This is a genomic window from Sulfurovum sp., assembly GCA_020525365.1.
GTDB lineage: Bacteria > Campylobacterota > Campylobacteria > Campylobacterales > Sulfurovaceae > Sulfurovum.
Window position 1 is genome coordinate 78364 of sequence record JAIZOF010000001.1, and the last position, 23557, is coordinate 101920.

The window sequence follows — 23557 nt, forward strand, 5'->3', positions numbered from 1 at the left end:
ATATAATGCAATTTTAGATGATAGAACTTTTCAAATATTTTATATTTTTATGAGCAAATCAATATGGATATAACAAACAGCAATATAAATGAAAATCAACATTTTTAGAGTTAGGTATTGTTTTTAAGGTCTTGAAGTTTATTAAAACTACAGAGATTAAGAAAAAAAAGTTTTGATAAAGTTTATTTGCTAGAAAATTTTTAGAGAAAAATTAAAACTAATACCAAACAAATTAAAATATGAGAAACCGGAATACACACGCTAAACATGAATGGGTGGGGATTAAGATATAGTGTAATTCAAAATTAGTGGCCTGGGTTATTGAATTTGACCCATAGAAACATAAGATTGAAAAAAGGAGTTAAGTTCATTCGATACCTATACAATCAGGAACTAATAAAGGAGTTTGTAGAGTTGAGGCAGAAAAATTTGTCTAATGAGGTGATAATAAAATTTTTGTGATAAAAATTAATACCCATTTGTGGAGCACCTCGGTTTTTATTGAAGTATTTTGGACCCCCACAAATCTGAATAAAAAAATCAGCAGAATTTTGTGCTGCCTGCCTCATCTCCTCTTTTGTATCAGGAAAAAGGTGTTTAATGGGGCCTTCATGCAAAAGGGTATAAAATCGCTCCAGCAGCTCACGCATACCTGCTTCACCTATCTCTTCAAGAAACCCTGGGTTTGGTTTGGTAACAGGAGGATTAACCCCATCATATGGAAGAAATGAAAAGTCGACACGAGAAAATTGCATCATAACCCTTTTTTTACTTACACTTATAGCATGAAAGTACTTTGGTGTCAACTCTTCTTAGCTTCCACCACCGCATCTATCATTGGACTCAACTGAAAAGCTATTGTGATAACCACACTCCAAGCATGTAAAATTTACTATTTTAGTGCCCGAGCAGCCTCCTAAACGCTGATCAGAAAGTTCTATGCCCTTCTGTTTACAACGTGGACAAAAACCACGCCTGATGGTATCTAGCTCCTCTTTTTTCTCTTTAAGGTAGTAGGCCATAACCGTGATAGATCCAACAAAAACAATAAAAAGAAAGAGTAGCAGATAGATATCCAAGGGGTCTCCTTATAGTGGGGTGTATTGTCGCAATATATCTTGGCGTACCTTATAATCAGGAAGATACTTTTGAACCAACTGCCAAAAAGCCTTTTGGTGGTGTTTGTGTGCAATATGTGCCAGCTCATGTACGACTACATACTCAATAGCCTCAAGCGGTACTTTCATGAGCATAATATTAAAAGAGAGTACATTCTTTGTTGAGCAGCTTCCCCATTGTCGTTTGGTTTTCCTAAAATGAATTGCTTCTGGAAAGAGAGACATCTTTGTTGCCCACCGATCTACCATATGTGCAATAATACTGTTTGCCTCTTTTTTGTAGTATGCTTCAATCTTCTTTTGGCACAATGCACTATCAAAGTGGGTGTGACTAAAGATTGCACTCTGCTTGCTGTCCTCTAGCTCAAATAAGCTATATCGCCTCGTATGCTCTCTAAATATAATTAAAAAAGGTGTACCCATAAAATAGAAATATCCACCCTCTCTAATGGTACTGGTACGTCCTTTTTTACTAAGAATACGTTCCCGTGTCTTGTTGATCCATGCAGACTTTTTGATCAATAGTGCTTCAATATAACAATGGGACACGGAGGGTGATTTAACAATCAATCTACCCTCTTCATCAAAAGAGAGATAGGTATGCTTGAGTCGATGATTGATAATATGCGTGTAGGTAGGTAATATCTCTGACATAGGCTCAGTAATAAGATATCCTTTCTCTTATGTATTATATTTTTTCAATATTGTCACAATATGGTCTGCCACTCGCAAAGCATTGGCATAGATAGTCCATGTATAAGCAACCGAACCCCCTGTGGGCATAAAGCTTGCATCAGCAACAAATAGATTGGGAATATCGTGTGCTTGGCAGTATTTGTTAAGTACAGAGGTTTTAGGATCATTCCCAAAGCGGCATCCGCCAGCAATGAGGTTCTGTGCTGGAGCATTTGAAATAGAAACATCAATATGCTTTGCCCCCATCTCTTTAAGGATTTTTTTACACTTTTTGGCAATGTAGTTACCTACTTTTACATCTTGAGGGTGACCCTGAATACGTAACTTTCCTACAGGCATACCATACTTATCTTTGTAGGCTTTGTCAATTGTCACATAACAGTTGTCGTTGGGAAGCCAATCATTAAAGATTTCAAAGCGAATACTTTTTTGTTCTGTAAAACGCTTAACAATACGCTCTTCCAATGCCTTTCCCCAAACCAATTTCTCTTTTTGATAGTTGTGTTTAAGTGCACGGGAGATGATATTTTGGTGTTCAAACATGAACTCCACCGAACCCCCCTTGAATTTACCTTCTAGCCAATCATCAATAAAGTACCAGTCAAGTATAGAACGATTGATAAAAAGCCCTGTTTGCATTAAGTCCTCAAACGAAATATGTTGAAGTATATCTTTGTGTAACTCCCCTTGTCCTGAACCACCACCTGAAAAGATAAGGTTTTTTCCTAGCTCTCCACTACTGTTTGCCAGTCCATTAGGGTGATATGTGTCTGCAGAGTTGAACAGAAGTCTAGCACTTTCATGGGCTTGTGCAGCAATAACAAATATATGACCATATATTTTCTTCTCTTTTTGGGTGATTGTATCAACTGCCAATGCATACCCTACACGTGTTCTACTCTTGTTGACAAGCTTCTTAACATGGGTGTTTGTCATTAGTGCCAACTTACCTGTTGCCAATGCCGGTTTGAGTAGAGCCTCTCGAGAGCTGCCTTTTGCACCAGAACTACAACCGTAACTACCACAAAAATTGGAGTAGTAACAGGCATAGCGATCTTCTTTGTTTTGAGAAAGTACTGCACGTGGTGTCACAAGTGGTGTCACACCAAGTTTTCTACAACTTCTCTCTAGCAGTTTAACCACAACATTCTCTTTGGTAGGAGGTTGAGAAAAATGAGATGTAGTACGTGGTGGCTCAAAGGGGTGTGGCTTGTACATACCAGAGATACCCACTAGTTCTTCTACTAGGGCATAATAGGGCTCTAACTCATCATAAGAGATAGGCCAATCAACCACATTGGCTCCTTTGATCTTGCCATACTTACTCTTGAGCCTAAAGTCATCAGGGTGCAACCGATGAAACATACCACTCATAAAGTTAGAGGAGCCTCCAACAATATTTCCATTCCAAAAACTCCAGCCACTATTGTAGGTAGGGGTTGCTTTCCACTTGCCATCAACCTTCTCTTCAATAATATGATATTCATCAAAAAGACTAGGGACAACAATATCACGACGACAGTAAGCGAGTTCATCTTTACTAAACTCTTCACGCCTTATAAGACGCCCTTTTTCCAGCATGGCAACCTTATAGCCTGCCTGCGTTAAAGTATAAGCAACTGCTCCACCACTGGCACCAGACCCAATGATGACGGCATCATATACCTTATGGCTCATAGATCAATATACCTTGTTTTAGGTCTTGGTTTTCCACCAAAACTATTGATAGCTCTCCATCCAAACAGTTTCGTATTGCTGCCATAGATTGGGTCAGAGAAGAGTGCCTCCATAGTGAGTACCATAATACGTGCAAGCCAACTGCTACCATAGGCAGTTGACTCATAGCTTCGAAGTGCCTTCTCTTTTTGTAAAGCATTGTAGGCAAGAAATTCTCCTTTTTCTCTACCCATTAACTCTCTTGCTCCATCAATAACAAACGCCCGAATATCTTTATCGTAAGTAGCATGGAAGATTGTCTCTTCTGTAAATGTAATTGTATGCATACGTTTAGCAGAAGGGAGCTTCCCTCCCTCGGGAAACATGTGTGCCTGTACTGCAGCAATAGTCTCCCTAACTTGGATAAATTCCTTTTGTTGTGTAGAAGTTGAATGTGCTTTTAGGCTTAAAGGCATAGGGATTCCTACAAGAGAGCCAAATACCATAAATGTTCTTCTTTTCACTATTTTACCTCTACTTTTTGTTTCATATCATAACATAGAATTTGTATAGCAATGGGGTGGTGCACTATAGTACCTGACAGTTACTTGTCATACGAATCTAAAAAATAGGGGGAAGAAGGGAGAGAGGATGAATGCATCCCCTCTAAAATAGAAGTTGGCCTATTTAGCCAATGCTGCCTTGGAAGCTTCTGCTACTTTTGCAAATGCTTCAGGGTTGTTCATTGCCATATCAGCAAGAATTTTTCTATCAAGTTCAATATTTGCAAGTTTTAAACCATGCATAAATCTTGAATAGTTCAAGTCATTTAGCCTTGCAGCCGCATTGATACGGATAATCCAAAGCTTTCTGAAGTCTCTTTTTTTCTGTCTTCTATCTCTGTAAGCATATACCAAAGAACGCTCAAGTTGTTCTTTTGCTTTTCTGAAGTGTTTCCTTCTACCACTGTAGAAGCCTCTTGCCTGCTTGAGGAGTTTTTTATGACGTCTGTGTCTAACAATACCCGTTTTTACTCTCATGGTTTTCCTTTACCGTTTTCTTTTAAGAAATAGGTGCCGATTATCGGACTTGCCCCGTATCTATTGTGAATAGTTGGGGGAACCTTACTTCAGTTGGATCGTCTTATACGATCATCTCTTTGATGTTCTTTGCGTCAACAGGATCAATGTGTTTTGGTGCTCTCGCTTGTCTATGGTGCTTACCATCAACTTTTGTAAGGATATGGCTTCTGTACGCTGTTCCTCTTTTGATCTTGCCGCTTTTTTTCACTTTAAAACGCTTCACAGCGCCTTTTACGCTTTTCATCTTTGGCATATATGCTTAACTCCCTTCATATATTTTTTCATACTGTCAAAAGACTGACTGCAGAAAATGGGAGGGTATTATACCAAAAAAATTTGAAAGTTTTATAAAAGGTATCTTGGTAATACAGAAGGCTATTGGCAACCTACACACTCTTGTGATCTGTCCTCAATATCATTGGTATTTTCAGGGGATTGGCTTCGCAGATAGTAGGTTGATTTAAGTCCAAACTTCCATGCATTCATATATATCTCATTGAGATATTTTCCACTTGCTTTATCTAATGTAATAAAGATATTGAGTGACTGCCCTTGATCAAGCCACTTCTGTCTAATAGCTCCAGCTTTAATAAGAAAATTCTGGTCAAGATCGTAAGCAGATATATAGTACTGCCACGTATCAGGCGAGAGTTTGGGTGCAGTCACAGGAATGAGTCCTGAAAGATTCTCTTCAAACCACTTACGCTTATAGACTGGCTCAATTGCCTGTGTTGTTCCTGTCAAAATAGAGATAGAACTGGTTGGTGCAATTGCCATTAGATATCCATTTCGCATACCATCTTGCTTGACCTTCTCTTTAAGCTTTTTCCAGTCATGGATATATCCAAACAACCCTCCTCTGTCAACCAGTTTACAGGCATTCTCATTGGCTTTATCTATAGGAAATATGCCTTTGGACCAGTCTGAACCCTCAAAATTTGGATAAACGCCTTTTTCTAATGCAAGATTGCTAGAGGACTCAATGGTATAGTAAGAGAAAGACTCCATCACCTCATCAACCTTGCTTAAGTGCTCAGGGCTTCCCCACTCTATCTTGGACTCAGCAAGCATTTGTGCTTCGCCCATAACACCTAAACCAATAGAGCGTGACTTTTCATTGGTACGCTTCACCTTTGCCAATGGATAAAAATTAAGATCTATCACATTATCAAGCATACGTACTGCAATAGGTATAACACGTTCAAAATCCTCTTTTGTGTTAACCTTAGAGAGGTTGACAGATGCAAGGTTACAGACTGCTGTATCACCATCAATCTTCTCTTTGTCAATAACCCATATCTGCTTACCGCCAATACTGTCAAGTGCAGTAATTTTCTTGGCAGGCTTAGACATACCGCTATCAACTGTCAATATCTCATCTTGGTCATAAGAGGCGGTTGTTCCATCTACAAATGTAAAACATATCTTATAGTAGTCTGGTGCCGTATTTTGGAATATCTCTGTACAGAGGTTGGTACTCCGAATAATGCCTGCATGTTTATTGGGGTTGGCATGGTTTGCTGTATCTTTGAAGGTTAAAAATGGATTACCTGTCTCAAAGTAAGAGCGAAGTATCTCTTTCCACAATCCCTTAGCAGAGATATGTTCTCTCGTAATATCATCATCACTATTTTCCAACTCAATGTAGCGCTTCTCAAATGCCTCTCCATAAAGTTCTGTCAACTCATTAGCTTCAAATGGATCAAACAGTGTCCACATCTCATCATTTGCAACACGCTTCATAAAAAGGTCATTAAGCCAAAGTGCTGGGAAGAGATCATGCGCACGACGACGCTCCTCTCCAGAGTTCTTTTTAAGATCAAGAAAATCTTTTATATCTACATGCCATGGTTCAATATAGACAGCAATTGCCCCTTTTCTGGTACCAAGCTGATCAACTGCAATAGCAACATCGTTTGCAATCTTGAGAAACGGCACAATGCCTCCAGCTGCATACTTGTGCCCATCAATGCAAGAACCCATTCCTCTTACCAAAGACCAGTCCCATCCAATACCACCACCAAATTTAGAAAGTAAAGCCATCTCTTTGTAGCCATCAAAAATACCCTCAATATTGTCTGACTTGTGCCCATCAATGCAAGAACCCATTCCTCTTACCAAAGACCAGTCCCATCCAATACCACCACCAAATTTAGAAAGTAAAGCCATCTCTTTGTAGCCATCAAAAATACCCTCAATATTGTCTGGGGTTGAACCAATATAGCAAGAGCTTAATTGATGTCTTGGCGTGCGTGCATTCGAGAGTGTAGGTGTGGCTGCCATCACTTCAAATTTACTCAAAATATCATAAAACTTTTTGGCCCATGTTTGACAATCAAACTCATTTTGTGCCAGAAACATTGCTACACCCATAAAAAGCTGTTGGGGTAGCTCAATAGGGTTACCCTGTCTGTCTTTAATCAGATAGCGATCATAGAGTGTCCTAATACCAAGATAGGTAAACTGAAGATCACGTTCAGGCTTGATATAGTTATTGAGATCATCAAGATCATACTTCTCTTTAAGGCCAAAGACAATACGCCCCTCTTTTTCTCCCTTCTCAAAATACTCTTGTAGATGGTTATAGCCAGTAAATCCTGTCACCTTATGGTAGAGGTCGTACAAGAACAGGCGAGAAGCAACAAAAGTCCAATTGGGGCGGTCAATATCTATTTTATCAACAGCTGTCTTAATGAGTGTTGTCTGGATCTCTTCAGAGGTAATCATGTCGCGAAATTGTAGCTTTGCATCAACTTCTAATTCACTTTGACTTACACCACTCAAGCCCTCTACTGCTTTTGATGTATACTTTTGAATTTTACTTACATCTAGTGTCTCGACTCTTTCATTTCGCTTGACAACTCTAATCATTTTTCCCCCAATGATTTGTTTCTTAACAATACTTTTTTATATAGAATATATGCTTTGTTTTTCAGGTAGAATTTAAGGTGATTTTATAGAAAATATACTTACATATCTGTTAATTTTTCTATCATTTTTAGGCAATATTTTTATAAGAATTTATAATACTTTATAAGCCTTCGAGAGAGTGGGGGTTTATAAGAATATAAAGGTTTTTTATCTAAAAAAATAAATGTAATAAGTGTACTATTTATAGAACTTTTAACTCTAATTGTGGTCCGGTTTTAGAAAAACCAGACCACAAATATTACTTAAAAACACGGTCAAAAATGTGGTTAACGTTCTTGGTATAGTAATCATAACTGAAGCACTCTCTAATTTGTGCTTCACTCAACCTTTCTCTAAGCTCTTTGTAAAAACCAGACCACAAATATTACTTAAAAACACGGTCAAAAATGTGGTTAACGTTCTTGGTATAGTAATCATAACTGAAGCACTCTCTAATTTGTGCTTCACTCAACCTTTCTCTAAGCTCTTTGTCTGCAAGAAGATACTGTAGATAAAGTGATTCTCCCTTATCATTCACTGTTGGTTTTCCCTGTTGAATCTCCTCCCATACCTTCATTGCGTTGCGTTGAACAATTTTATATGCATCTTCACGGCTCACATCTGCTTTTGGTAATTCAAGCAATACACGCTGTGAAAAAACCAGTCCCCCAGTCAGATTGAGGTTCTTCATCATATTCTCAGGCATAACAGTCATATTGGCAATAACATGATTCATACGATGAAGCATAAAATCAGTCGTAATGAAACTATCAGGTAGCCAAAAACGCTCTGTAGAAGAGTGAGAGATATCACGCTCATGCCAAAGTGCAACATTCTCCATTGCTGGTGTTGCATAAGCTCTGATAATACGTGCTAAACCTGTAATATTCTCTGTCAAAATTGGGTTACGTTTATGTGGCATGGCAGAGGAACCTTTCTGCCCTTTAGCAAAATACTCCTCCACTTCATATACTTCTGTACGTTGCCAATGGCGTACCTGCACTGCAAACTTCTCTACAGAGGAGGCAAGCAGTGCAAGGGTTGAGGCAAGACGTGCATAACGATCGCGCTGAATCACTTGATTAGAGACAGGGGCAGATTTAAGTCCTAACACCTCCATTGCATACTCTTCAAGTTCTAAAGGGGCATGAGCAAAGTTCCCCATCGCACCACTAATCTGTCCTACCCCAATAACCTCCATTGTCTCTTCAAGATTTTTAAGATGGCGTGCCATCTCATCATACCAAACTGCTAACACTAAACCAAAGGTGATAGGCTCTCCATGGATTCCATGACTACGCCCAACCATAAGTGTTGTTTTGTGTTCTACCGCACGCTTCTTAATGGATTCCATTATCATCTTCACATCTTCAATAATAATTTTAAGTGAGCGTACCATCTGAAGTGCAACTGCTGTATCAACTGTATCAGAGCTTGTCATTCCATAATGAAACCAACGACTCTCCTCTCCTAGTGTTTCTGATACCGATGTAGTGAAAGCAATAAGATCATGTTTTGTCACAGCTTCAATCTCATCAATACGTGCTACAGAGAAACCTGCATTTTGAATAATCTTTTGGGCATCCTCATTGGGAATAAGCCCCAGCTTATTCCATGCTTTAACGACAGCAAGTTCAACATCAAGCCATGCCTGATATTTTGCCTGCATTGTCCAGTTTTGTGCCATCTCTTCGCGCGAATAACGTTCTACCATTATTAAACCCTTATATGTAAAATTTCGGTATTATTCTATCTAAAATGCCGTTACAAGGAGGTGAGAGATACCTTTTGTCAAAGAGACGTTTCACGTGAAACAACCTATGCCAGCTTTCCTTTTCATAATGCATACTTTTGGACTAACGCAAGCACAAGCACAGAGACTTATCTGTAAAGGTAGACTACTCATCAATGGAGAATCTATCTATAATCCTGGTACAAAACTTAAACTTGGGGTAGTGGAGATTGTTCATTTTAAGGCTCAGTCACAGAAAAGAAAACCTCTCTTTCAGACTAAAGATTTTATGATCTTTGAAAAACCATCTGGTGTACTTGTGCATCCCAATACGATGTCTACCCCCTACTCAATGCTAGATGAAATCCGTGCCCTTCATGGTGAAAATGCTAATGCTACTCATAGAATTGACATGGAGACCTCTGGACTACTTTTAGCAAGTAAACACAAAAAAGCAGAAAACTTTCTCAAAAATTCCTTTGAGCATAAAACAATTCAGAAAAGTTACCTTGCATGGGTAGATGGTAAATTAACCAAACCATTCTCTGTTAATATGCCTATCAGGGTCAATGACGACTACTCTCAAACGAAACACAAGGTTTTTATAGATATGGCTGGTAAACCAGCATACACTAGCTTTAAACCTCTCTTTTACAACAAAGCACTCAACGCGACACTGGTTGCTTGTTATCCAATCACTGGTCGAACACATCAAATACGTATCCATCTGTTTCACGTGAAACATCCTATTTTAGGAGATCCTATCTATGGCACTACATTTCAAACTGCTAACGCCTACCTTGACAATACCCTAACCAAAGAAGAGCGTCTTATTCAAACTGGTTCAACACGCCTAATGCTGCATGCGCAAACACTAAAGTTTCCTTATGGGGCAACCTATTTTATAGAAAGCAAGATAGACTTTGAAAAGATGAAACAGTTAATCTGTGTGAAAGAAAAAAGAGTATTTAATGTGTGAGGGAATACATTCGCCTTACTTTTCTTCAGGACGATTTGCATCATATACAAACCATCCACCTCCAACAAGAACAACCGAAACAATCAAAATCAATAAAGCAATCTCTACACTACCCATTATTTTCTCCTTCAATCTCCTGCTCTCTAAGTTGACCACAGGCAGCAGAAATATCAAGTCCTTTAGACTCACGAATGGTACAATGTAGTCCTCTTTTGGTTAAATACTCCTGAAACTTCTTCATATCAGCTTCAGAAGGACGCTTGAATTCTGTTCCACCATAGGGATTAAAGTAGATTAAATTCACCTTTGCCTTAATGCCATTAAGTAGTTTGAGCAACTTCTTTGCTGCAGAAATATCATCATTGATATCCTTAATGACAAGATACTCAAACATTACTCTTTTGCGTTCATTGATAGGAAAGTGCTTAACTGCTGCAATAATTGATTCAATATTATAGGCTTTATTAATGGGCATCAATTGTTGACGTAGTTTATCATCAACTGCGTGCAAAGAGATGGCAAGATTAACACCAAGTCCTAGTTTTCCTAGTTTTTCTATTTTACTGCTTAATCCAGATGTAGATATGGTCTGACGGTGTGGTGCAATCGCCATGCCCTCATTATCGGCAAAAATCTTAATGGATTTTGTTACAGCCTCCATGTTATCAAGTGGTTCACCCATTCCCATAAAAACAATATTAACACGACGATTGGCAGCAATATGATTATCTTTTTTAATCATACGCAACTGTTCAACAATCTCTCCAGGGGTCAAATTTCGTGTAAAGCCACCCTTTGCAGTCAGGCAAAAAGTACATCCCACCTTACATCCTACTTGAGAGGAGATACATACCGTATAGCGTTCTTGGTGCTTTACAGAGCCATCTTCATGATACACTTTTTTTCGCATTAGCAACAGTACTGCTTCAACAGTATATCCATCATGTAGTTCAAAAAGGTACTTACGGCTACCATCAATACTATCTTGTACTACGGCAATCTTAAGTGGTGTAAGAATATACTCTTGTGAAAGCTCTTCTCGCATTATCTTGGGAAGATTTTTCATCTCTTCAAAATCTATAGCATATTTATGATATACCCATTGGTATATCTGCTTAGCACGAAATGCTGGCTTAATCTTTTGAGTAAGTTCCTCTTTGGTAAAGTCCTGAATAATCTGTTTTTTCATTATAAGTCTCTTTAATAGGGTAGCTATTTGTACCCATGGGTATGATGCATAATTAAAAAATGTAAGGGCAAAATCTACCCTACAAAATCATACAATAGAACATGCATTGACATATGTGCTTAAACGCTCCATTGCTTCAGCATGATTCTTTTTGAAGTCTCTGTGTGCGTTTTCATCACAATAGTTGGTTACAATAAAAATGCCTGTCGTAGGTATACCGTACATCTGTGCCACTTTCATCACAGCATAAAACTCCATATTTTCAAGATGGATATTTTGTGCTATATAGTGACTCCATATTTTTTTATTGGTGGTAATATAGTTCGAAGAGTTTACCAATGTTTCACATGAAACATTTTCAATGGTTTCAATGATGTTGTCTATTGGTGTATAGGCATTGCCATCAAAAAAACCCTGTTCTATATTTGTAGCAATATGTGATTTGATAATTTCAAATATCTTCTTCTCTCCATAGGATCCTGCCGTTGCAACAAATACCATATGGTCTGGCTTCTTTTGTTCACAAATGCGAGTAAGATTGATTGCTGACTCAACCATACCAATACCAATAGGGCTTGCAAAATCAAACTGTTCACTTTTTCCTGCACAAATAATCATTACATTCTCACTGGAATATTTTCAGATTTTAGGTAATGCTTAAGATCCATAATATCAATTTCTCTGAAATGAAAGATAGAGGCTGCCAATGCCGCATCAGCATGACCTACAATAAATGCCTCTTTCATATGCTCCATTGTACCTGCACCGCCACTAGCAATAATTGGAATATTAACCACCTCTCCAATCTTTCGGTTAAGCTCATTATCAAAACCTGCTTTAGTACCATCAGCATCCATGGAAGTAACAAGCAATTCTCCCGCACCTCTTTCATACGCCTCTTTTGCCCATGCTATCGCATTAATGCCAGTATCATTACGTCCCCCATGTGTAAAAATATGCCATTCATTTTCTGTAACTTGTTTAGCATCAATAGCAACCACAATACATTGTGATCCAAAACGCTTTGCCCCCTCTTCAATAAATTCTGGGTGCCTAATGGCAGCAGAGTTGATACTCACTTTATCGCAACCAACATTAAGTAGTGCGTAGATATCTTCAAGTTTACGAATCCCTCCACCTACTGTCAGAGGGATAAAAACCTCTTTAGCTACTTTTTTGACCATGTTTACAATGGTATCCCGTCCTTCATGACTGGCACCAATATCTAAAAAGGTTAATTCATCAGCTCCCTCCTCATTGTAACGACGTGCCACTTCGACTGGATCACCCGCATCACGGAGACCCACAAAGTTTACACCTTTCACAACACGTCCACCATCTACATCAAGGCAGGGTATAACTCTTTTTGCAAAATAATCCATTTACCTATCTCATTTCATTTAAAAATATGGTAAGATTATATAAAAACTATCCCAAGTAGAGGGTTAGTTTTGATTTAAATTTAATTGGGGTAAAGGTTACTTATAGTATGATTACTGAGAATTTGGCAGAATTTGCAAGCAAGAAATTCGGTCAGAATTTTCTAAAAAATGATATCTATCTACATAAAATCATCCAAGCGATGCCCAATGATAACCTTAGGGTTGCAGAGATAGGGCCTGGCTTAGGTGATTTAACTAAAGAGCTTGTCAAAGCTCGAAATGTCACAGCATTTGAGGTTGATAAAAGACTATGTGAGCATCTTGTATCAAAGTTTGAAATGCCTATTTCACAAGGGTACTTTGAACTTCGTTGTGGAGATGTGCTTGAGCGTTGGAAGGAAGGGACCCTGCTGGATGAGCCTTATCATCTGGTAGCAAATCTTCCTTACTATATTGCAACCAATATCATATTGAAAGCCTTTAAAGATGAACGATGCCAGTCTATATTGGTTATGGTTCAGAAGGAAGTAGCCGTTAAATTCTCTGCACAGAAAGGAGAGAAGGAGTTTTCTGCTCTTTCTGTCCTAGCAGAGAGTATTGGAGAGGCAACACTCTGTTTCGAAGTTGAACCAGAAGCATTCACGCCACCTCCAAAGGTTACTTCTGCCGTGCTTTTAATAAAAAAAGATCGTAGTCAAGACGATAGAAAGTTTGAAGCATTCCTTAAGATTGCTTTCGCACAACCGCGCAAAAAACTCTTCAAGAATCTTGTAGAAATCTTTTCAAAAGATATTGTATTGCAAACCTTTACAACATTAGGCATAGACCCTGACCTGCGACCTCATGAAACTGGGACATCTGATTATCATCTGTTATATAATGAATTAAAGGATAAATTAGATGGAAAACAACAAACCAAACAACGAAAACAGTCAAAGTCGAGAACAAAGAATACCAAACAGTGATCATGGGCAGGAAAAAAATAGACCCCAACGCAACAGAAGACCCAACCCATATAGACAAAACAATAATCAAAATCAATCACAAGAGGATGGAAATACTCGTACACCAAACCATCGTCCCAACCATAAACCAAATCCTAACAGACAGAGCAAGAATAATCGTAATGAGGAACAATCAAACCAAAAGAATCATATCAACAGAAACCGCAATAACAACCAAAATCGTAATGGTTCAGGCAATAAGGGACGTGGAAAAAAACGCCAAAACGTTACAACTGTAAATAATACAATGCGTCTATCTATTGAAGAAAATAAACGCATACAGGAAGCCAGAATGGCGCCGTGGAAACAGGGAGTAAACCTTAATAGTAAAGGAAAAGTACGTTTCACACCGCTTGGGGGACTAGGTGAAATTGGTGGAAATATGGCAGTATTTGAGACAGAGACTGCTGCAATCATTATTGATGTAGGGATGAGTTTCCCTGATGAGACCATGCATGGTGTAGATATCCTTGTGCCTGATTTTAGTTACCTGCATGCAATTAAAAACAAGATTAAAGCAATTGTTATTACCCACGGTCATGAAGACCATATTGGTGCAATGCCCTACCTCTTCAAGGAATTAAAGTTTCCTGTCTATGGTACCCCTTTGGCATTAGCAATGATTGAAAATAAGTTCAACGAACATGGACTCAAGGCCGATACAAAATACTTTAACTTTATTACAAAACGTAAACAGTACACTATTGGTGACATGAAGATTGAATGGATTCATAACACTCACTCTATTATTGATGCCTGTTCACTTGCCATAGAGACACCTGCAGGAATTTTCATGCACACAGCAGATTTCAAAATTGACCATACCCCAGTTGATGGTTACACAATGGATCTCAGGCGCTATGCATACTATGGAGAAAAAGGTGTTTTATGTCTCTTCTCTGATTCAACAAACTCACATAATCCTGGTTTTACTAAAAGTGAGACGGTTGTAGGGAAAACGTTTGATACACTTTTTGAAATGGCAAAAGGGCGTGTAATCATGTCCACCTTCTCTTCTAATGTGCACCGTATTTTCCAAGCAATGCAACGTGGTGTGAAACACAATAGAAAGATTTGTGTAATAGGTCGCTCTATGGAACGCAATGTTGAAACCAACCGAGCACTTGGTTTTGTAGATATTGATGACCGACACTTCATCGAATCACATGAAATACCAAAATATGCGGACCATGAAGTACTGGTTGTCACAACCGGTTCACAAGGAGAGACAATGGCAGCACTAAACCGTATGGCAACGGATGAACACAGACATATCAAGCTTAAACCAAGTGATACAATCATCATTTCTGCCTCTGCAATACCAGGAAATGAAGCTTCTGTCAGTAAACTAATGAACCTTTTGATGAAAGCAGGTGTAACTGTACGCTATAAAGAGTTTAGTGATATTCATGTCTCTGGACATGCTGCACAAGAAGAGCAAAAATTGATCATTAGGTTAGTACAGCCCAAATTCTTTCTACCAGTACATGGTGAGTACAACCACATTGCCAAGCATGCACGAACTGCAGTTAGCTGTGGGGTAGATGAGCGAAATATTTTACTCATGAATGATGGAGATCAGGTGGAGATTACGCCAAAGTACCTTAAAAAGGTCAAAACAGTTAAAACGGGTAAAACCTACATTGATAACCAGAACAATACAACCATTGAAAATGATGTTGTACTCGATAGGCAAAAGCTAGCTGAAGATGGCATTGTAACCATTGTGGCACAAGTCTCACAAAGTAATGGCAAAATGGTAGGCAAGCCAATTGTTTATACCCACGGATTAGTTCCTGATAAAGAAGATAAAAAGTTTGCTAAAGAGATTGAGCATATTATTGAAACCATGCTTCTAAATATGAAAGAGGGTAGCATGAAAGATCATACATACATCGAGAATGAGATTAGAAATATTGTACGCAAGCATGTTGTGCGTATCAAAAAACGCTACCCACTTATTATTCCTACTATTTTTGTCATATAAATATCATGGATACCTCTAGTATCTGTGCTATAATGACACAGACCCCATCCCCTATAACCAAAGAGGAGATATGAATAACCTTATAGAGACTGCAAAAAAGACACTCCGTATTGAGATAGAAGCACTTGAAAAAATGGCTGATCGACTAGACAAAAGCTTTCTCGAGGCAGTTGACCTTATTTTGAATACTAAAGAAAAACTCATTATTACTGGTGTTGGCAAATCTGGATTAGTAGGTGCCAAAATGGCAGCAACGTTTGCCTCTACAGGTACCTCTAGCTTCTTTTTGCATCCTACAGAAGCACTACATGGTGATTTAGGAATGATTGGCAAAGGAGACACTCTCCTTGCTATCAGTAGTAGTGGAGAGAGTGAAGAGTTAACCAAAATACTCCCACATATCAAACGTTTTGACATCCCTCTTATAGGGATGACAGGAAACAAGAACTCCTCTTTAGGATGTTATGCCGATGTATGGCTCAATATTGCTGTAGAAAAAGAGGCCTGTCCACTCAATACTGCCCCCACAGCCTCAACAACACTAACCATGGCATTGGGTGATGCACTAGCAGTAGCACTCATGAAAAAACGTGATTTTAAACAAGAAGATTTTGCTTCATTTCATCCTGGAGGCAGTCTTGGGAAAAAACTCTTTATTAAAATCAAGGATCTCATGCGTACTGAGAATCTCCCTATCATCAATGAAAAAACGCCTCTCAAAGAGGCAATTGTCATTATGAACGAAGGAAAACTAGGAAATATACTTATTGTTGATAAAGAAAAAAGGCTCTCTGCCATTTTAAGTGATGGGGACCTGAGGCGTGCTCTCACAAAAGAAAACTTCAGCATAGATGAACCAGTATATAGCTATGCAACCAAGGCACCAAAAAGCTATCATAACACCGAACTACTTGCCAGTGAGGCACTGGAGATTATTGAAGATGCTCGTATTCAGCTACTACCCATTACCGATACAAATAACCATATAATGGGAGTATTGCATATTCATGATTTAGTTGCTGCTGGAATCAAGAGGAAGTAGATGAGACTCAATAAATATATTGCACACAATACCAAATACTCCCGACGAGATGCCGACAAGCTCATAGAGATGGGGGAGGTAACACTAAATAGACACCCTATCAGAGAGTTTGGCTATAAAGTACAGCCCACAGATCATATTTTTATCAAGGGGCAGATTATCAAAGAGAAGGGCAACAAAGTAACAGTTCTTGTCTACAACAAACCTAAAGGGGTGCTAGTAACCAAAAAGGATGACCGAGGTCGTACAACCATTTACCACAAACTTCCAGGTAAATTTAGACACTTTACCCCTATAGGGAGGCTCGACTTTGCCTCAGAAGGACTTCTGTTGTTAACGGATAATGTAGAGGTTGCTACAGTACTCATGGAGAGTAAACTTGACCGTACCTATAATCTAAAGATCGATAAACCCGTTACCGAAGAGATGGTCGTTGCCATGAAAGAGGGGCTAGTGCTAGACGATGCACGTGCGGGGGCACATGAAAAGAGTAAAATACATAGTATGGAGTTTGCCCCTTTTGTTGCTTTTGATATACGATCAGAAGGGAAAAACTATACCAAAATTCGTGTAACTATTAATGAAGGAAAGAATCGTGAACTACGCCGTTTTTTTGCTCACTTCGATACCAATGTACTTGATCTCAAGCGTGTATCATTTGGTGGCATAGAACTAGATAACCTTCCTACTAACAAAACCCGTTTTTTTACCAGACGTGAATATGATGATCTTCATACCTTTCTTAAGCAGTATAAAAAAGAGGCTAAACGGGAATTGAGAAAAGCCAAAGCAAAACCTCAAGAGTAGGTATGAAAAACTTAGCACTCATATATCGACCAAAGACCCTTGATGAGATGATTGGTCAGCACCATCTATTAAAAGAAGGTGTATCGCTACGCAGGATGATTGAGGAAAATACGCTTCTTCATACTTTTCTCTATGGACCTCCTGGATGTGGCAAAACTACACTAGCACGCATTATTGCTACAACACTTGGATACCCTTTTTATGAACTCAATGCTACAACATTCAAGACTGAAGAGATCCAAAAGATATTTAAAACTTATACCAATGCCTTACAGAAACCACTTATTTTTATTGATGAGGTACATCGTTTAAATAAAAACCAGCAAGAGGTTCTGTTGCCTTTTATGGAACGATACGATGCGCTTATTGTTGGTGCCTCTACAGAGAATCCTTACTATTCAATGACAGCAGCTATACGCTCACGATCACATCTTTTTAAGCTTGAAGCAGTCAGCAAAGAAGAGATGCGTACCTATCTTGAGACTATTTTAAAAAGAGAAAATATTGAATCTGATGAGGAGGCAAATGCCTATCTTGTCTTCTCAAGTGGTGGAGATATCCGTGCTATGCTCAATTTACTTGAAAGTGCTGCTACAGTACAAACCCCTATTACGCTTGAAATACTTAAGCAGATACGACCTCATGCTATACAGATGGGTTCCTCCGAGAGCGAAAGCCATTATGAGCTCACCTCAGCAATGATAAAAAGTATCCGCGGTTCTGACATTGACGCAGCACTTTACTACCTTGCACAGCTGATCGAAGGAGGTGAGCCAGCCGAATTTATTGCTAGACGTCTTGCCATTCTTGCCAGTGAAGACGTAGGTAATGCCAACCCTCATGCACTCAATCTTGCCTCATCTACTCTTAATATTGTCAAGCATATCGGTTACCCAGAAGCACGTATCTCCCTCTCGCAACTTGTAATTTACCTTGCTTCATCTCCCAAATCCAATAGTGCCTATATGGCAATAAATAAAGCACAAAAAGCCATCCAAGAAGGCCTTGTCTGCCCCATTCCTGATCATATTAAAACCCATGCTAAAAACTACTATTATCCACATGATTTTGGTGGTTGGGTAGCACAGGAGTATCTCAAAACCCCTTTACGCTTCTACAAAACACAAAAAATTGGGTTTGAAAAAACACTTTGGGAGTGGCATAAACAAATTACCACTAAAAGCAATTAGTGGTTCTTGTATATTTCTATATTATAATAGTATGAAATAACTCAATAAAGGAGTATATTGATGAAAGTTTTTTTATCTCTTTTAACCACCATAGCTCTCTTTGTCTTGACGGGATGTGTAGGTATAGAAGCAATGTCAGAAAATACTACACAAACTGGTATCATCACTGGTGCTGTAGCGGGAACCATCATTGGATATAATACTAAAGGTCATCACAAAGGACGCCATGCCGTACTTGGAGGGCTTTCAGGTGCTGTAGCAGGTGGTCTTGTTGGTAATGAAATAGACAAAGATAATTCTCAAATAGTCAATGCTGGTGGATGGCATCAGTAATTTAGAAAGGAAAATACAACCATGAAACAATCTGTATTTATTTTTATTATAGTAGTATTTACACTTAGTGGTTGCTACAACCAGCCTGGGTTGGTTCAAGACCAAAGTTATGAACGTACAAAGACTGGTATGCTTGCCGGTGCTTTAGCAGGCGCTGCCATAGGATATAACACAAAAGGGCATCATAAAGGCAAACGTGCTGCTATCGGTGCCCTTCTTGGTGCTGCACTTGGTGGTGGAGCTGGATATAGGCTTGACCAGCAAGCAAATGATGTGGCAAGCGTATTGGGCACTAGAGTTAACAATGACCCCTTGGCTACACTTGATCCTAATAACGATATTATTGTTTCCAAGCATGCTACCTATGTAAAAATTATGCTTAGAGATAAAATGATGTTTGCTACAAATGCTTCAACACCACAATCACATGCAAGACATAAGGTAGAAAAAGTAGGTGCATTGTTAAAACAATATCCTCAAACTATTGTAGGGGTTGCTGGTTTTGCAGATCGTAGAGGAAGCTATGCATATAATTTGAATCTTTCTGAAAGACGTGCTAAAAATATTGCTTCCCTTCTTGCAACAAATGGTACACCATTTGTAAAAGGTTGTTCGTGGAATAAGCCTATTGCTCCCAATAATAGCATTAAAAATAGAGCACTCAATAGACGTATAGAGATCTATCTTTATGCCGATAGAAATCAAATGACAGACCCCTGTCGATCATGAAAACTGCTCTTCAGGGTTTTAACTTTTAATATTATTATTTTAATATTTTTGGTAATGGTATAAAAGTATGAAATTAACCCTTTTCGAGTATAATACTTTCAACTTATCCACAAGAGAGTATACTTGAAACACTTTATCTGGAATATTGACCCAACAATACTACATCTAGGTCCACTACAACTACGCTGGTATGGTCTACTTTTTGTTGGTTCTTTCTTCTTGGGACTTTATATGCTTCAATGGATATTTAACCGTGAAGGAAAAGACCCTGCCTTACTAGATAGCCTCCTCTCTTATGTTATGGTTGGTACCATCATTGGTGCACGCTTAATGCACTGTTTTGCGTATGAGCCAGACTTCTACCTTTCACATCCGGTAGAAATACTCAAAATCTGGAAAGGTGGACTTGCTAGTCATGGTGGTATGCTTGGCACAATCACTGCTGCCTGGATTTTTGCAAAAAACTATCAACTCAATTTCTCATGGCTACTTTCTCGTATTGCTATTCCTGGCGCACTGGCTGCTACATTTATTCGCCTTGGTAACTTCTTTAATTCTGAGATACTTGGCAAGCCTTCTGAGCTACCATGGGCCATTATTTTTGAACGTATTGACATGATTCCTCGTCATCCAGTACAACTTTATGAAGCATTTAGTTATTTGTTATTATTAATTATTTTACTCAATATCTACAAAAAAGTTTCCGCTACTACTGCCACCAAAATTCTATCGCCACTATTTTTAATTATCGTATTTACCGTTCGATTTATACTTGAATACATGAAAACTAAACAGGCTGACTATACTTGGGATTTGCCGCTAACAACGGGGCAGGCACTCAGTCTACCATTCATTATTATTGGAGTTGTTTGGTTGCTCTATAATATCAAGTTTGAAACAATAAAAAAAGAACCTTTTGGTTAAACAAGAGGTCTTCTTGAGTATAATAGAAATCTTTTTGAGGAGCATGATGGATGGATAGTATATTTGAACAAATTAATAGTATATTGGAATCAATATTTTTCTTCGATATTTTCTTTGGAAAAATAGAGGGTTCTTCTATGCCCTTTATTGTTGCATGGTTAGTTATGGGTGGAGTTTTCATGACTTTCCGCTTTGGTTTTATCAACATACGTATGTTTGCACATGCTTATAAAATCCTTACAGGGAAATATCGTACCAAGGATGATGATGGAGAAATTACTCCATTTCAGTCTCTTACCACTGCCCTTTCAGCTACTGTTGGTCTAGGAAACATTGCTGGAGTTGCTATTGCTATTGCTATTGGAGGTCCTGGGGCAACTTTCTGGATGATACTTGCAGGGTTTTTTGGTATGACTCTGAAGTTTACAGAAGTTACTCTTGCTCAAATATATCGTGAAAAACGATCTGACGGACGTATCATGGGCGGGGCAATGCAATACCTCTCCAAAGGGCTTGCTGCTAAAGGGTATAAGCAATTAGGAAAAGGTCTTGCTCTCTTTTTTGCCATACTTACCATAGGGGGAAGTATTGGTGCAGGGAATGCCTTTCAGACCTCTCAGGCACTTGGGGTGCTAACAGACCGTGTTCCTTTTTTTAAAGAATATCCTATTGTTTTTGGGCTTATTATGGCAACTGTTGTTGGTTTTGTTATTATTGGGGGTATCAAGCGTATTGCCTCAACTGCTGAAAAAATTGTACCTTTAATGGTCGTTATGTATCTTGCTGCTTCCATTTTTATTCTTATAGTCCATGCAGCTGAAGTACCACATGCTATTGTTACAATTTTTCATGAAGCTTTTGTGCCTTCTGCTGCCATTGGTGGAATGATTGGTGTACTTGTTCAGGGCTTTAAGCGGGCTGCCTTCTCCTCAGAAGCCGGTATTGGCTCTGCTGCTATTGTTCACTCTACTGCATCGGTCAAATATCCTGTGCGCCAAGGAATGGTCGCACTCTATGAGCCTTTTATTGATACAATTATTATCTGTACGATGACAGCATTGGTCATTGTTACTACAGGTGTTTACGACCCAAATGGTGCCTTTGGTGACCTTGTACAAGCCAAACAGGGTGCTGCACTCACTGCTGCTGCCTATGGTACTATCATCTCATGGTTTCCCGTTGTCCTCTCTGCCTCCATTATCCTTTTCGCTTTCTCCACCATGATTTCATGGTCTTACTATGGTGAACGCTCATGGACCTACCTCTTTGGAGAAAAATATACCTTGATTTATAAACTAATTTTTATCTCTTTTACTGTCATGGCTTCTGTCACCAGTGCTTCGACCATGCTAGAGTTTTCCGATCTACTTATTTTAACAATGGCTCTGCCTAATATCATTGGTATGTATATGCTCCAAGGGGATGTCAAAACAAATCTTGATCTTTACTTGAAAAAGTGGAAAAGTGGAGAGCTAGACATGGAAGCAATACGAAAATAACAAAAAGGGGTAAGAGAAAAAGTGGGCTTGTTTGCTACACTTTTTAGATAAGCTTTACGCCCTTATCACCCGCTTCAAGATAACCAATAATATAACCATCGGTATTGACCAATACAGAATCAATATCTTCAGGCTCTACAACCCAAACCATGCCTATACCCATATTAAAAGTACGAAACATCTCCTCTTCATCTACATATTTTTCCATAAACTCGAAGATAGGTAGAGTTTGAATATTATCTTTTTTGATAACTGCTTTAATGCCTTTAGGTAAGATACGTGGGAGATTCTCAATAATGCCACCACCAGTAATATGTGCAAGTGCTTTAATATACTGTTTATTGGCTTTGTACTCTTTAACATAAATACGTGTTGGTTCAAGCAGTGTTTCAAGCAAAGGTTTACCCTCAAACTCTGTTTCAAGACTCATTCCCAACTTATCAAAAAAGAGTTTTCTTACTAACGAATAGCCATTAGAATGGATACCAGAACTTGGTATGGCAACAAGTATCTGACTAGACTTAACATTGGAAATAGTATCCATTTCAGAACGTTCGGCAATCCCTACCGCAAAACCAGCAAGATCAAAATCATTTTTTAAGTACATCCCCGGCATCTCAGCAGTTTCTCCACCAACCAGTGCACACTCAGAACGACGACACCCCTCGGCAATACCAGAAACTACATCTTTGGCATTCTCTAACAATAGCTTACCTGTGGCATAATAATCAAGAAAAAACATTGGTATACCATGATTACAGATAAGGTCATTAACGCACATGGCAACAAGATCAATGCCCACTGTATCGAGCTTATTGCTTTCAATGGCAACCTTGAGTTTTGTACCCACTCCATCAGTTGCAGAAAGAATCACTGGCTCTTTATACCCAAGAGGAAGAGCATAAGCACCAGCAAATGAACCAATACCACCAATTACATTGTTATCAAAAGTTGATTTAACATCAGATTTGATTGCTTCTACAAACTCATTACCTGTATCAATATTAACACCAGCATCTTTGTAAGAAATATTTGACACTATTTTCCTTTGTTCTGTTCACATGAAGGAAAAAATTGTTTAAGTAGCAACAATCCTGGACAAAAACCAGTTACACCGGCAATAAAAAGCATGGACATCATTGCAACCATAATAAGAAAAGCTATTTTGAATATCTGCATTCCTGCAAGACCAAGTATCAGCCCGAGTATAATCGCTTGAACAATACGTTGCATTCTCTCAGCACATAACATCTAAAATCCTTATAAATTTAGTGTATTATAACCAAAAATAGCTTCTA

General features: G+C 38.6%; 24 protein-coding genes. 10 read left to right on the top strand and 14 right to left on the bottom strand.

The genetic code is table 11. The features are described from left to right. Window positions 1–386: 386 nt before the first annotated feature. From LGB01_00420 to purB, 9 genes are all read right to left on the bottom strand, one after another. The gene (locus tag LGB01_00420; protein MCB4752689.1) at window positions 387–758 is read right to left on the bottom strand and encodes a hypothetical protein; all 372 of its coding nucleotides are present in this window, start codon (window positions 756–758) and stop codon (window positions 387–389) included. A gap of 54 nt (window positions 759–812) precedes the next feature. Beyond that, window positions 813–1079, bottom strand: a complete 267-nt coding sequence (locus tag LGB01_00425) for a hypothetical protein (GenBank protein ID MCB4752690.1) — start codon at window positions 1077–1079, stop codon at window positions 813–815. A gap of 9 nt (window positions 1080–1088) precedes the next feature. Beyond that, window positions 1089–1772, bottom strand: a complete 684-nt coding sequence (locus LGB01_00430) for a M48 family metallopeptidase (GenBank protein ID MCB4752691.1) — start codon at window positions 1770–1772, stop codon at window positions 1089–1091. A 27-nt stretch (window positions 1773–1799) separates the two neighbouring features. Beyond that, complete coding sequence (locus tag LGB01_00435; protein MCB4752692.1) at window positions 1800–3491, bottom strand: GMC family oxidoreductase; 1692 nt, start codon at window positions 3489–3491, stop codon at window positions 1800–1802. After that, window positions 3488–3994: a gluconate 2-dehydrogenase subunit 3 family protein gene (locus LGB01_00440; GenBank protein MCB4752693.1), complete on the bottom strand. Its 507-nt coding sequence runs from the start codon at window positions 3992–3994 to the stop codon at window positions 3488–3490. The genes LGB01_00435 and LGB01_00440 overlap by 4 nt, the downstream gene beginning before the upstream one ends. A gap of 159 nt (window positions 3995–4153) precedes the next feature. Next, the gene (gene rplT / locus LGB01_00445) at window positions 4154–4510 is read right to left on the bottom strand and encodes a 50S ribosomal protein L20 (GenBank protein MCB4752694.1); all 357 of its coding nucleotides are present in this window, start codon (window positions 4508–4510) and stop codon (window positions 4154–4156) included. 103 nt (window positions 4511–4613) lie between these two features. Next, a complete protein-coding gene (rpmI, locus tag LGB01_00450) occupies window positions 4614–4805 on the bottom strand; it encodes a 50S ribosomal protein L35 (GenBank protein ID MCB4752695.1) in 192 nt (63 codons plus the stop codon). A gap of 122 nt (window positions 4806–4927) precedes the next feature. Further along, window positions 4928–7423: a ribonucleoside-diphosphate reductase subunit alpha gene (locus LGB01_00455; protein ID MCB4752696.1), complete on the bottom strand. Its 2496-nt coding sequence runs from the start codon at window positions 7421–7423 to the stop codon at window positions 4928–4930. Window positions 7424–7847: 424 nt separating this feature from the next. Beyond that, window positions 7848–9176 (bottom strand): adenylosuccinate lyase, encoded by a 1329-nt coding sequence (purB, locus tag LGB01_00460; GenBank protein MCB4752697.1) that lies wholly within the window; start codon window positions 9174–9176, stop codon window positions 7848–7850. 94 nt (window positions 9177–9270) lie between these two features. Here purB and LGB01_00465 point away from each other — a divergent pair, with 94 nt between their 5' ends. Then, entirely contained in the window at window positions 9271–10173 is a 903-nt protein-coding gene (locus LGB01_00465) for an RluA family pseudouridine synthase (GenBank protein ID MCB4752698.1), read from the top strand. A 109-nt stretch (window positions 10174–10282) separates the two neighbouring features. Here the strand turns inward: LGB01_00465 and rlmN are convergent, their stop codons facing one another. The 3 genes from rlmN to hisF all read right to left on the bottom strand — a co-directional run bounded on the left by rlmN (window position 10283) and on the right by hisF (window position 12744). Next, window positions 10283–11362 (bottom strand): 23S rRNA (adenine(2503)-C(2))-methyltransferase RlmN, encoded by a 1080-nt coding sequence (gene rlmN / locus LGB01_00470; GenBank protein ID MCB4752699.1) that lies wholly within the window; start codon window positions 11360–11362, stop codon window positions 10283–10285. 87 nt (window positions 11363–11449) lie between these two features. Then, entirely contained in the window at window positions 11450–11980 is a 531-nt protein-coding gene (locus tag LGB01_00475) for a purine-nucleoside phosphorylase (GenBank protein MCB4752700.1), read from the bottom strand. Then, window positions 11980–12744: an imidazole glycerol phosphate synthase subunit HisF gene (gene hisF / locus LGB01_00480; GenBank protein MCB4752701.1), complete on the bottom strand. Its 765-nt coding sequence runs from the start codon at window positions 12742–12744 to the stop codon at window positions 11980–11982. The genes LGB01_00475 and hisF overlap by 1 nt, the downstream gene beginning before the upstream one ends. Before the next feature lie 107 nt (window positions 12745–12851). Here hisF and rsmA point away from each other — a divergent pair, with 107 nt between their 5' ends. The 9 genes from rsmA to LGB01_00525 all read left to right on the top strand — a co-directional run bounded on the left by rsmA (window position 12852) and on the right by LGB01_00525 (window position 22259). Then, entirely contained in the window at window positions 12852–13709 is an 858-nt protein-coding gene (rsmA, locus tag LGB01_00485) for a 16S rRNA (adenine(1518)-N(6)/adenine(1519)-N(6))-dimethyltransferase RsmA (GenBank protein ID MCB4752702.1), read from the top strand. Then, a complete protein-coding gene (locus tag LGB01_00490) occupies window positions 13645–15735 on the top strand; it encodes a ribonuclease J (GenBank protein MCB4752703.1) in 2091 nt (696 codons plus the stop codon). The genes rsmA and LGB01_00490 overlap by 65 nt, the downstream gene beginning before the upstream one ends. Before the next feature lie 70 nt (window positions 15736–15805). Then, window positions 15806–16777, top strand: coding sequence for a KpsF/GutQ family sugar-phosphate isomerase (locus LGB01_00495; GenBank protein ID MCB4752704.1), 972 nt, complete (start codon window positions 15806–15808; stop codon window positions 16775–16777). Continuing rightward, complete coding sequence (locus LGB01_00500; protein ID MCB4752705.1) at window positions 16778–17584, top strand: rRNA pseudouridine synthase; 807 nt, start codon at window positions 16778–16780, stop codon at window positions 17582–17584. Window positions 17585–17586: 2 nt separating this feature from the next. Then, window positions 17587–18774 (top strand): replication-associated recombination protein A, encoded by a 1188-nt coding sequence (locus tag LGB01_00505; protein ID MCB4752706.1) that lies wholly within the window; start codon window positions 17587–17589, stop codon window positions 18772–18774. 60 nt (window positions 18775–18834) lie between these two features. Beyond that, window positions 18835–19107, top strand: a complete 273-nt coding sequence (locus LGB01_00510) for a hypothetical protein (GenBank protein ID MCB4752707.1) — start codon at window positions 18835–18837, stop codon at window positions 19105–19107. A 21-nt stretch (window positions 19108–19128) separates the two neighbouring features. After that, window positions 19129–19836 (top strand): OmpA family protein, encoded by a 708-nt coding sequence (locus LGB01_00515; GenBank protein ID MCB4752708.1) that lies wholly within the window; start codon window positions 19129–19131, stop codon window positions 19834–19836. Between the two features lie 123 nt (window positions 19837–19959). Further along, a complete protein-coding gene (lgt, locus tag LGB01_00520; GenBank protein ID MCB4752709.1) occupies window positions 19960–20760 on the top strand; it encodes a prolipoprotein diacylglyceryl transferase in 801 nt (266 codons plus the stop codon). 50 nt (window positions 20761–20810) lie between these two features. After that, a complete protein-coding gene (locus LGB01_00525; protein ID MCB4752710.1) occupies window positions 20811–22259 on the top strand; it encodes an alanine:cation symporter family protein in 1449 nt (482 codons plus the stop codon). Between the two features lie 43 nt (window positions 22260–22302). Here the strand turns inward: LGB01_00525 and purM are convergent, their stop codons facing one another. Both purM and LGB01_00535 read right to left on the bottom strand, forming a co-directional pair. After that, window positions 22303–23298, bottom strand: a complete 996-nt coding sequence (gene purM, locus LGB01_00530) for a phosphoribosylformylglycinamidine cyclo-ligase (protein ID MCB4752711.1) — start codon at window positions 23296–23298, stop codon at window positions 22303–22305. After that, a complete protein-coding gene (locus LGB01_00535) occupies window positions 23298–23510 on the bottom strand; it encodes a DUF2892 domain-containing protein (GenBank protein ID MCB4752712.1) in 213 nt (70 codons plus the stop codon). Before LGB01_00535 ends, purM begins: the two co-directional genes overlap by 1 nt. Window positions 23511–23557: the final 47 nt, after the last annotated feature.

Coding starts and splice junctions, on each gene's coding strand:
- LGB01_00420 (MCB4752689.1), bottom strand. CDS start 758: ATGATGCAATTTTCTCGTGTCGACTTTTCATTTCTTCCATATGATGGG.
- LGB01_00430 (MCB4752691.1), bottom strand. CDS start 1,772: ATGTCAGAGATATTACCTACCTACACGCATATTATCAATCATCGACTC.
- LGB01_00435 (MCB4752692.1), bottom strand. CDS start 3,491: ATGAGCCATAAGGTATATGATGCCGTCATCATTGGGTCTGGTGCCAGT.
- rplT (MCB4752694.1), bottom strand. CDS start 4,510: ATGAGAGTAAAAACGGGTATTGTTAGACACAGACGTCATAAAAAACTC.
- rpmI (MCB4752695.1), bottom strand. CDS start 4,805: ATGCCAAAGATGAAAAGCGTAAAAGGCGCTGTGAAGCGTTTTAAAGTG.
- LGB01_00455 (MCB4752696.1), bottom strand. CDS start 7,423: ATGATTAGAGTTGTCAAGCGAAATGAAAGAGTCGAGACACTAGATGTA.
- purB (MCB4752697.1), bottom strand. CDS start 9,176: ATGGTAGAACGTTATTCGCGCGAAGAGATGGCACAAAACTGGACAATG.
- rlmN (MCB4752699.1), bottom strand. CDS start 11,362: ATGAAAAAACAGATTATTCAGGACTTTACCAAAGAGGAACTTACTCAA.
- LGB01_00475 (MCB4752700.1), bottom strand. CDS start 11,980: ATGATTATTTGTGCAGGAAAAAGTGAACAGTTTGATTTTGCAAGCCCT.
- hisF (MCB4752701.1), bottom strand. CDS start 12,744: ATGGATTATTTTGCAAAAAGAGTTATACCCTGCCTTGATGTAGATGGT.
- rsmA (MCB4752702.1), top strand. CDS start 12,852: ATGATTACTGAGAATTTGGCAGAATTTGCAAGCAAGAAATTCGGTCAG.
- LGB01_00490 (MCB4752703.1), top strand. CDS start 13,645: ATGGAAAACAACAAACCAAACAACGAAAACAGTCAAAGTCGAGAACAA.
- LGB01_00495 (MCB4752704.1), top strand. CDS start 15,806: ATGAATAACCTTATAGAGACTGCAAAAAAGACACTCCGTATTGAGATA.
- LGB01_00500 (MCB4752705.1), top strand. CDS start 16,778: ATGAGACTCAATAAATATATTGCACACAATACCAAATACTCCCGACGA.
- LGB01_00505 (MCB4752706.1), top strand. CDS start 17,587: ATGAAAAACTTAGCACTCATATATCGACCAAAGACCCTTGATGAGATG.
- LGB01_00510 (MCB4752707.1), top strand. CDS start 18,835: ATGAAAGTTTTTTTATCTCTTTTAACCACCATAGCTCTCTTTGTCTTG.
- LGB01_00515 (MCB4752708.1), top strand. CDS start 19,129: ATGAAACAATCTGTATTTATTTTTATTATAGTAGTATTTACACTTAGT.
- LGB01_00525 (MCB4752710.1), top strand. CDS start 20,811: ATGGATAGTATATTTGAACAAATTAATAGTATATTGGAATCAATATTT.
- LGB01_00535 (MCB4752712.1), bottom strand. CDS start 23,510: ATGTTATGTGCTGAGAGAATGCAACGTATTGTTCAAGCGATTATACTC.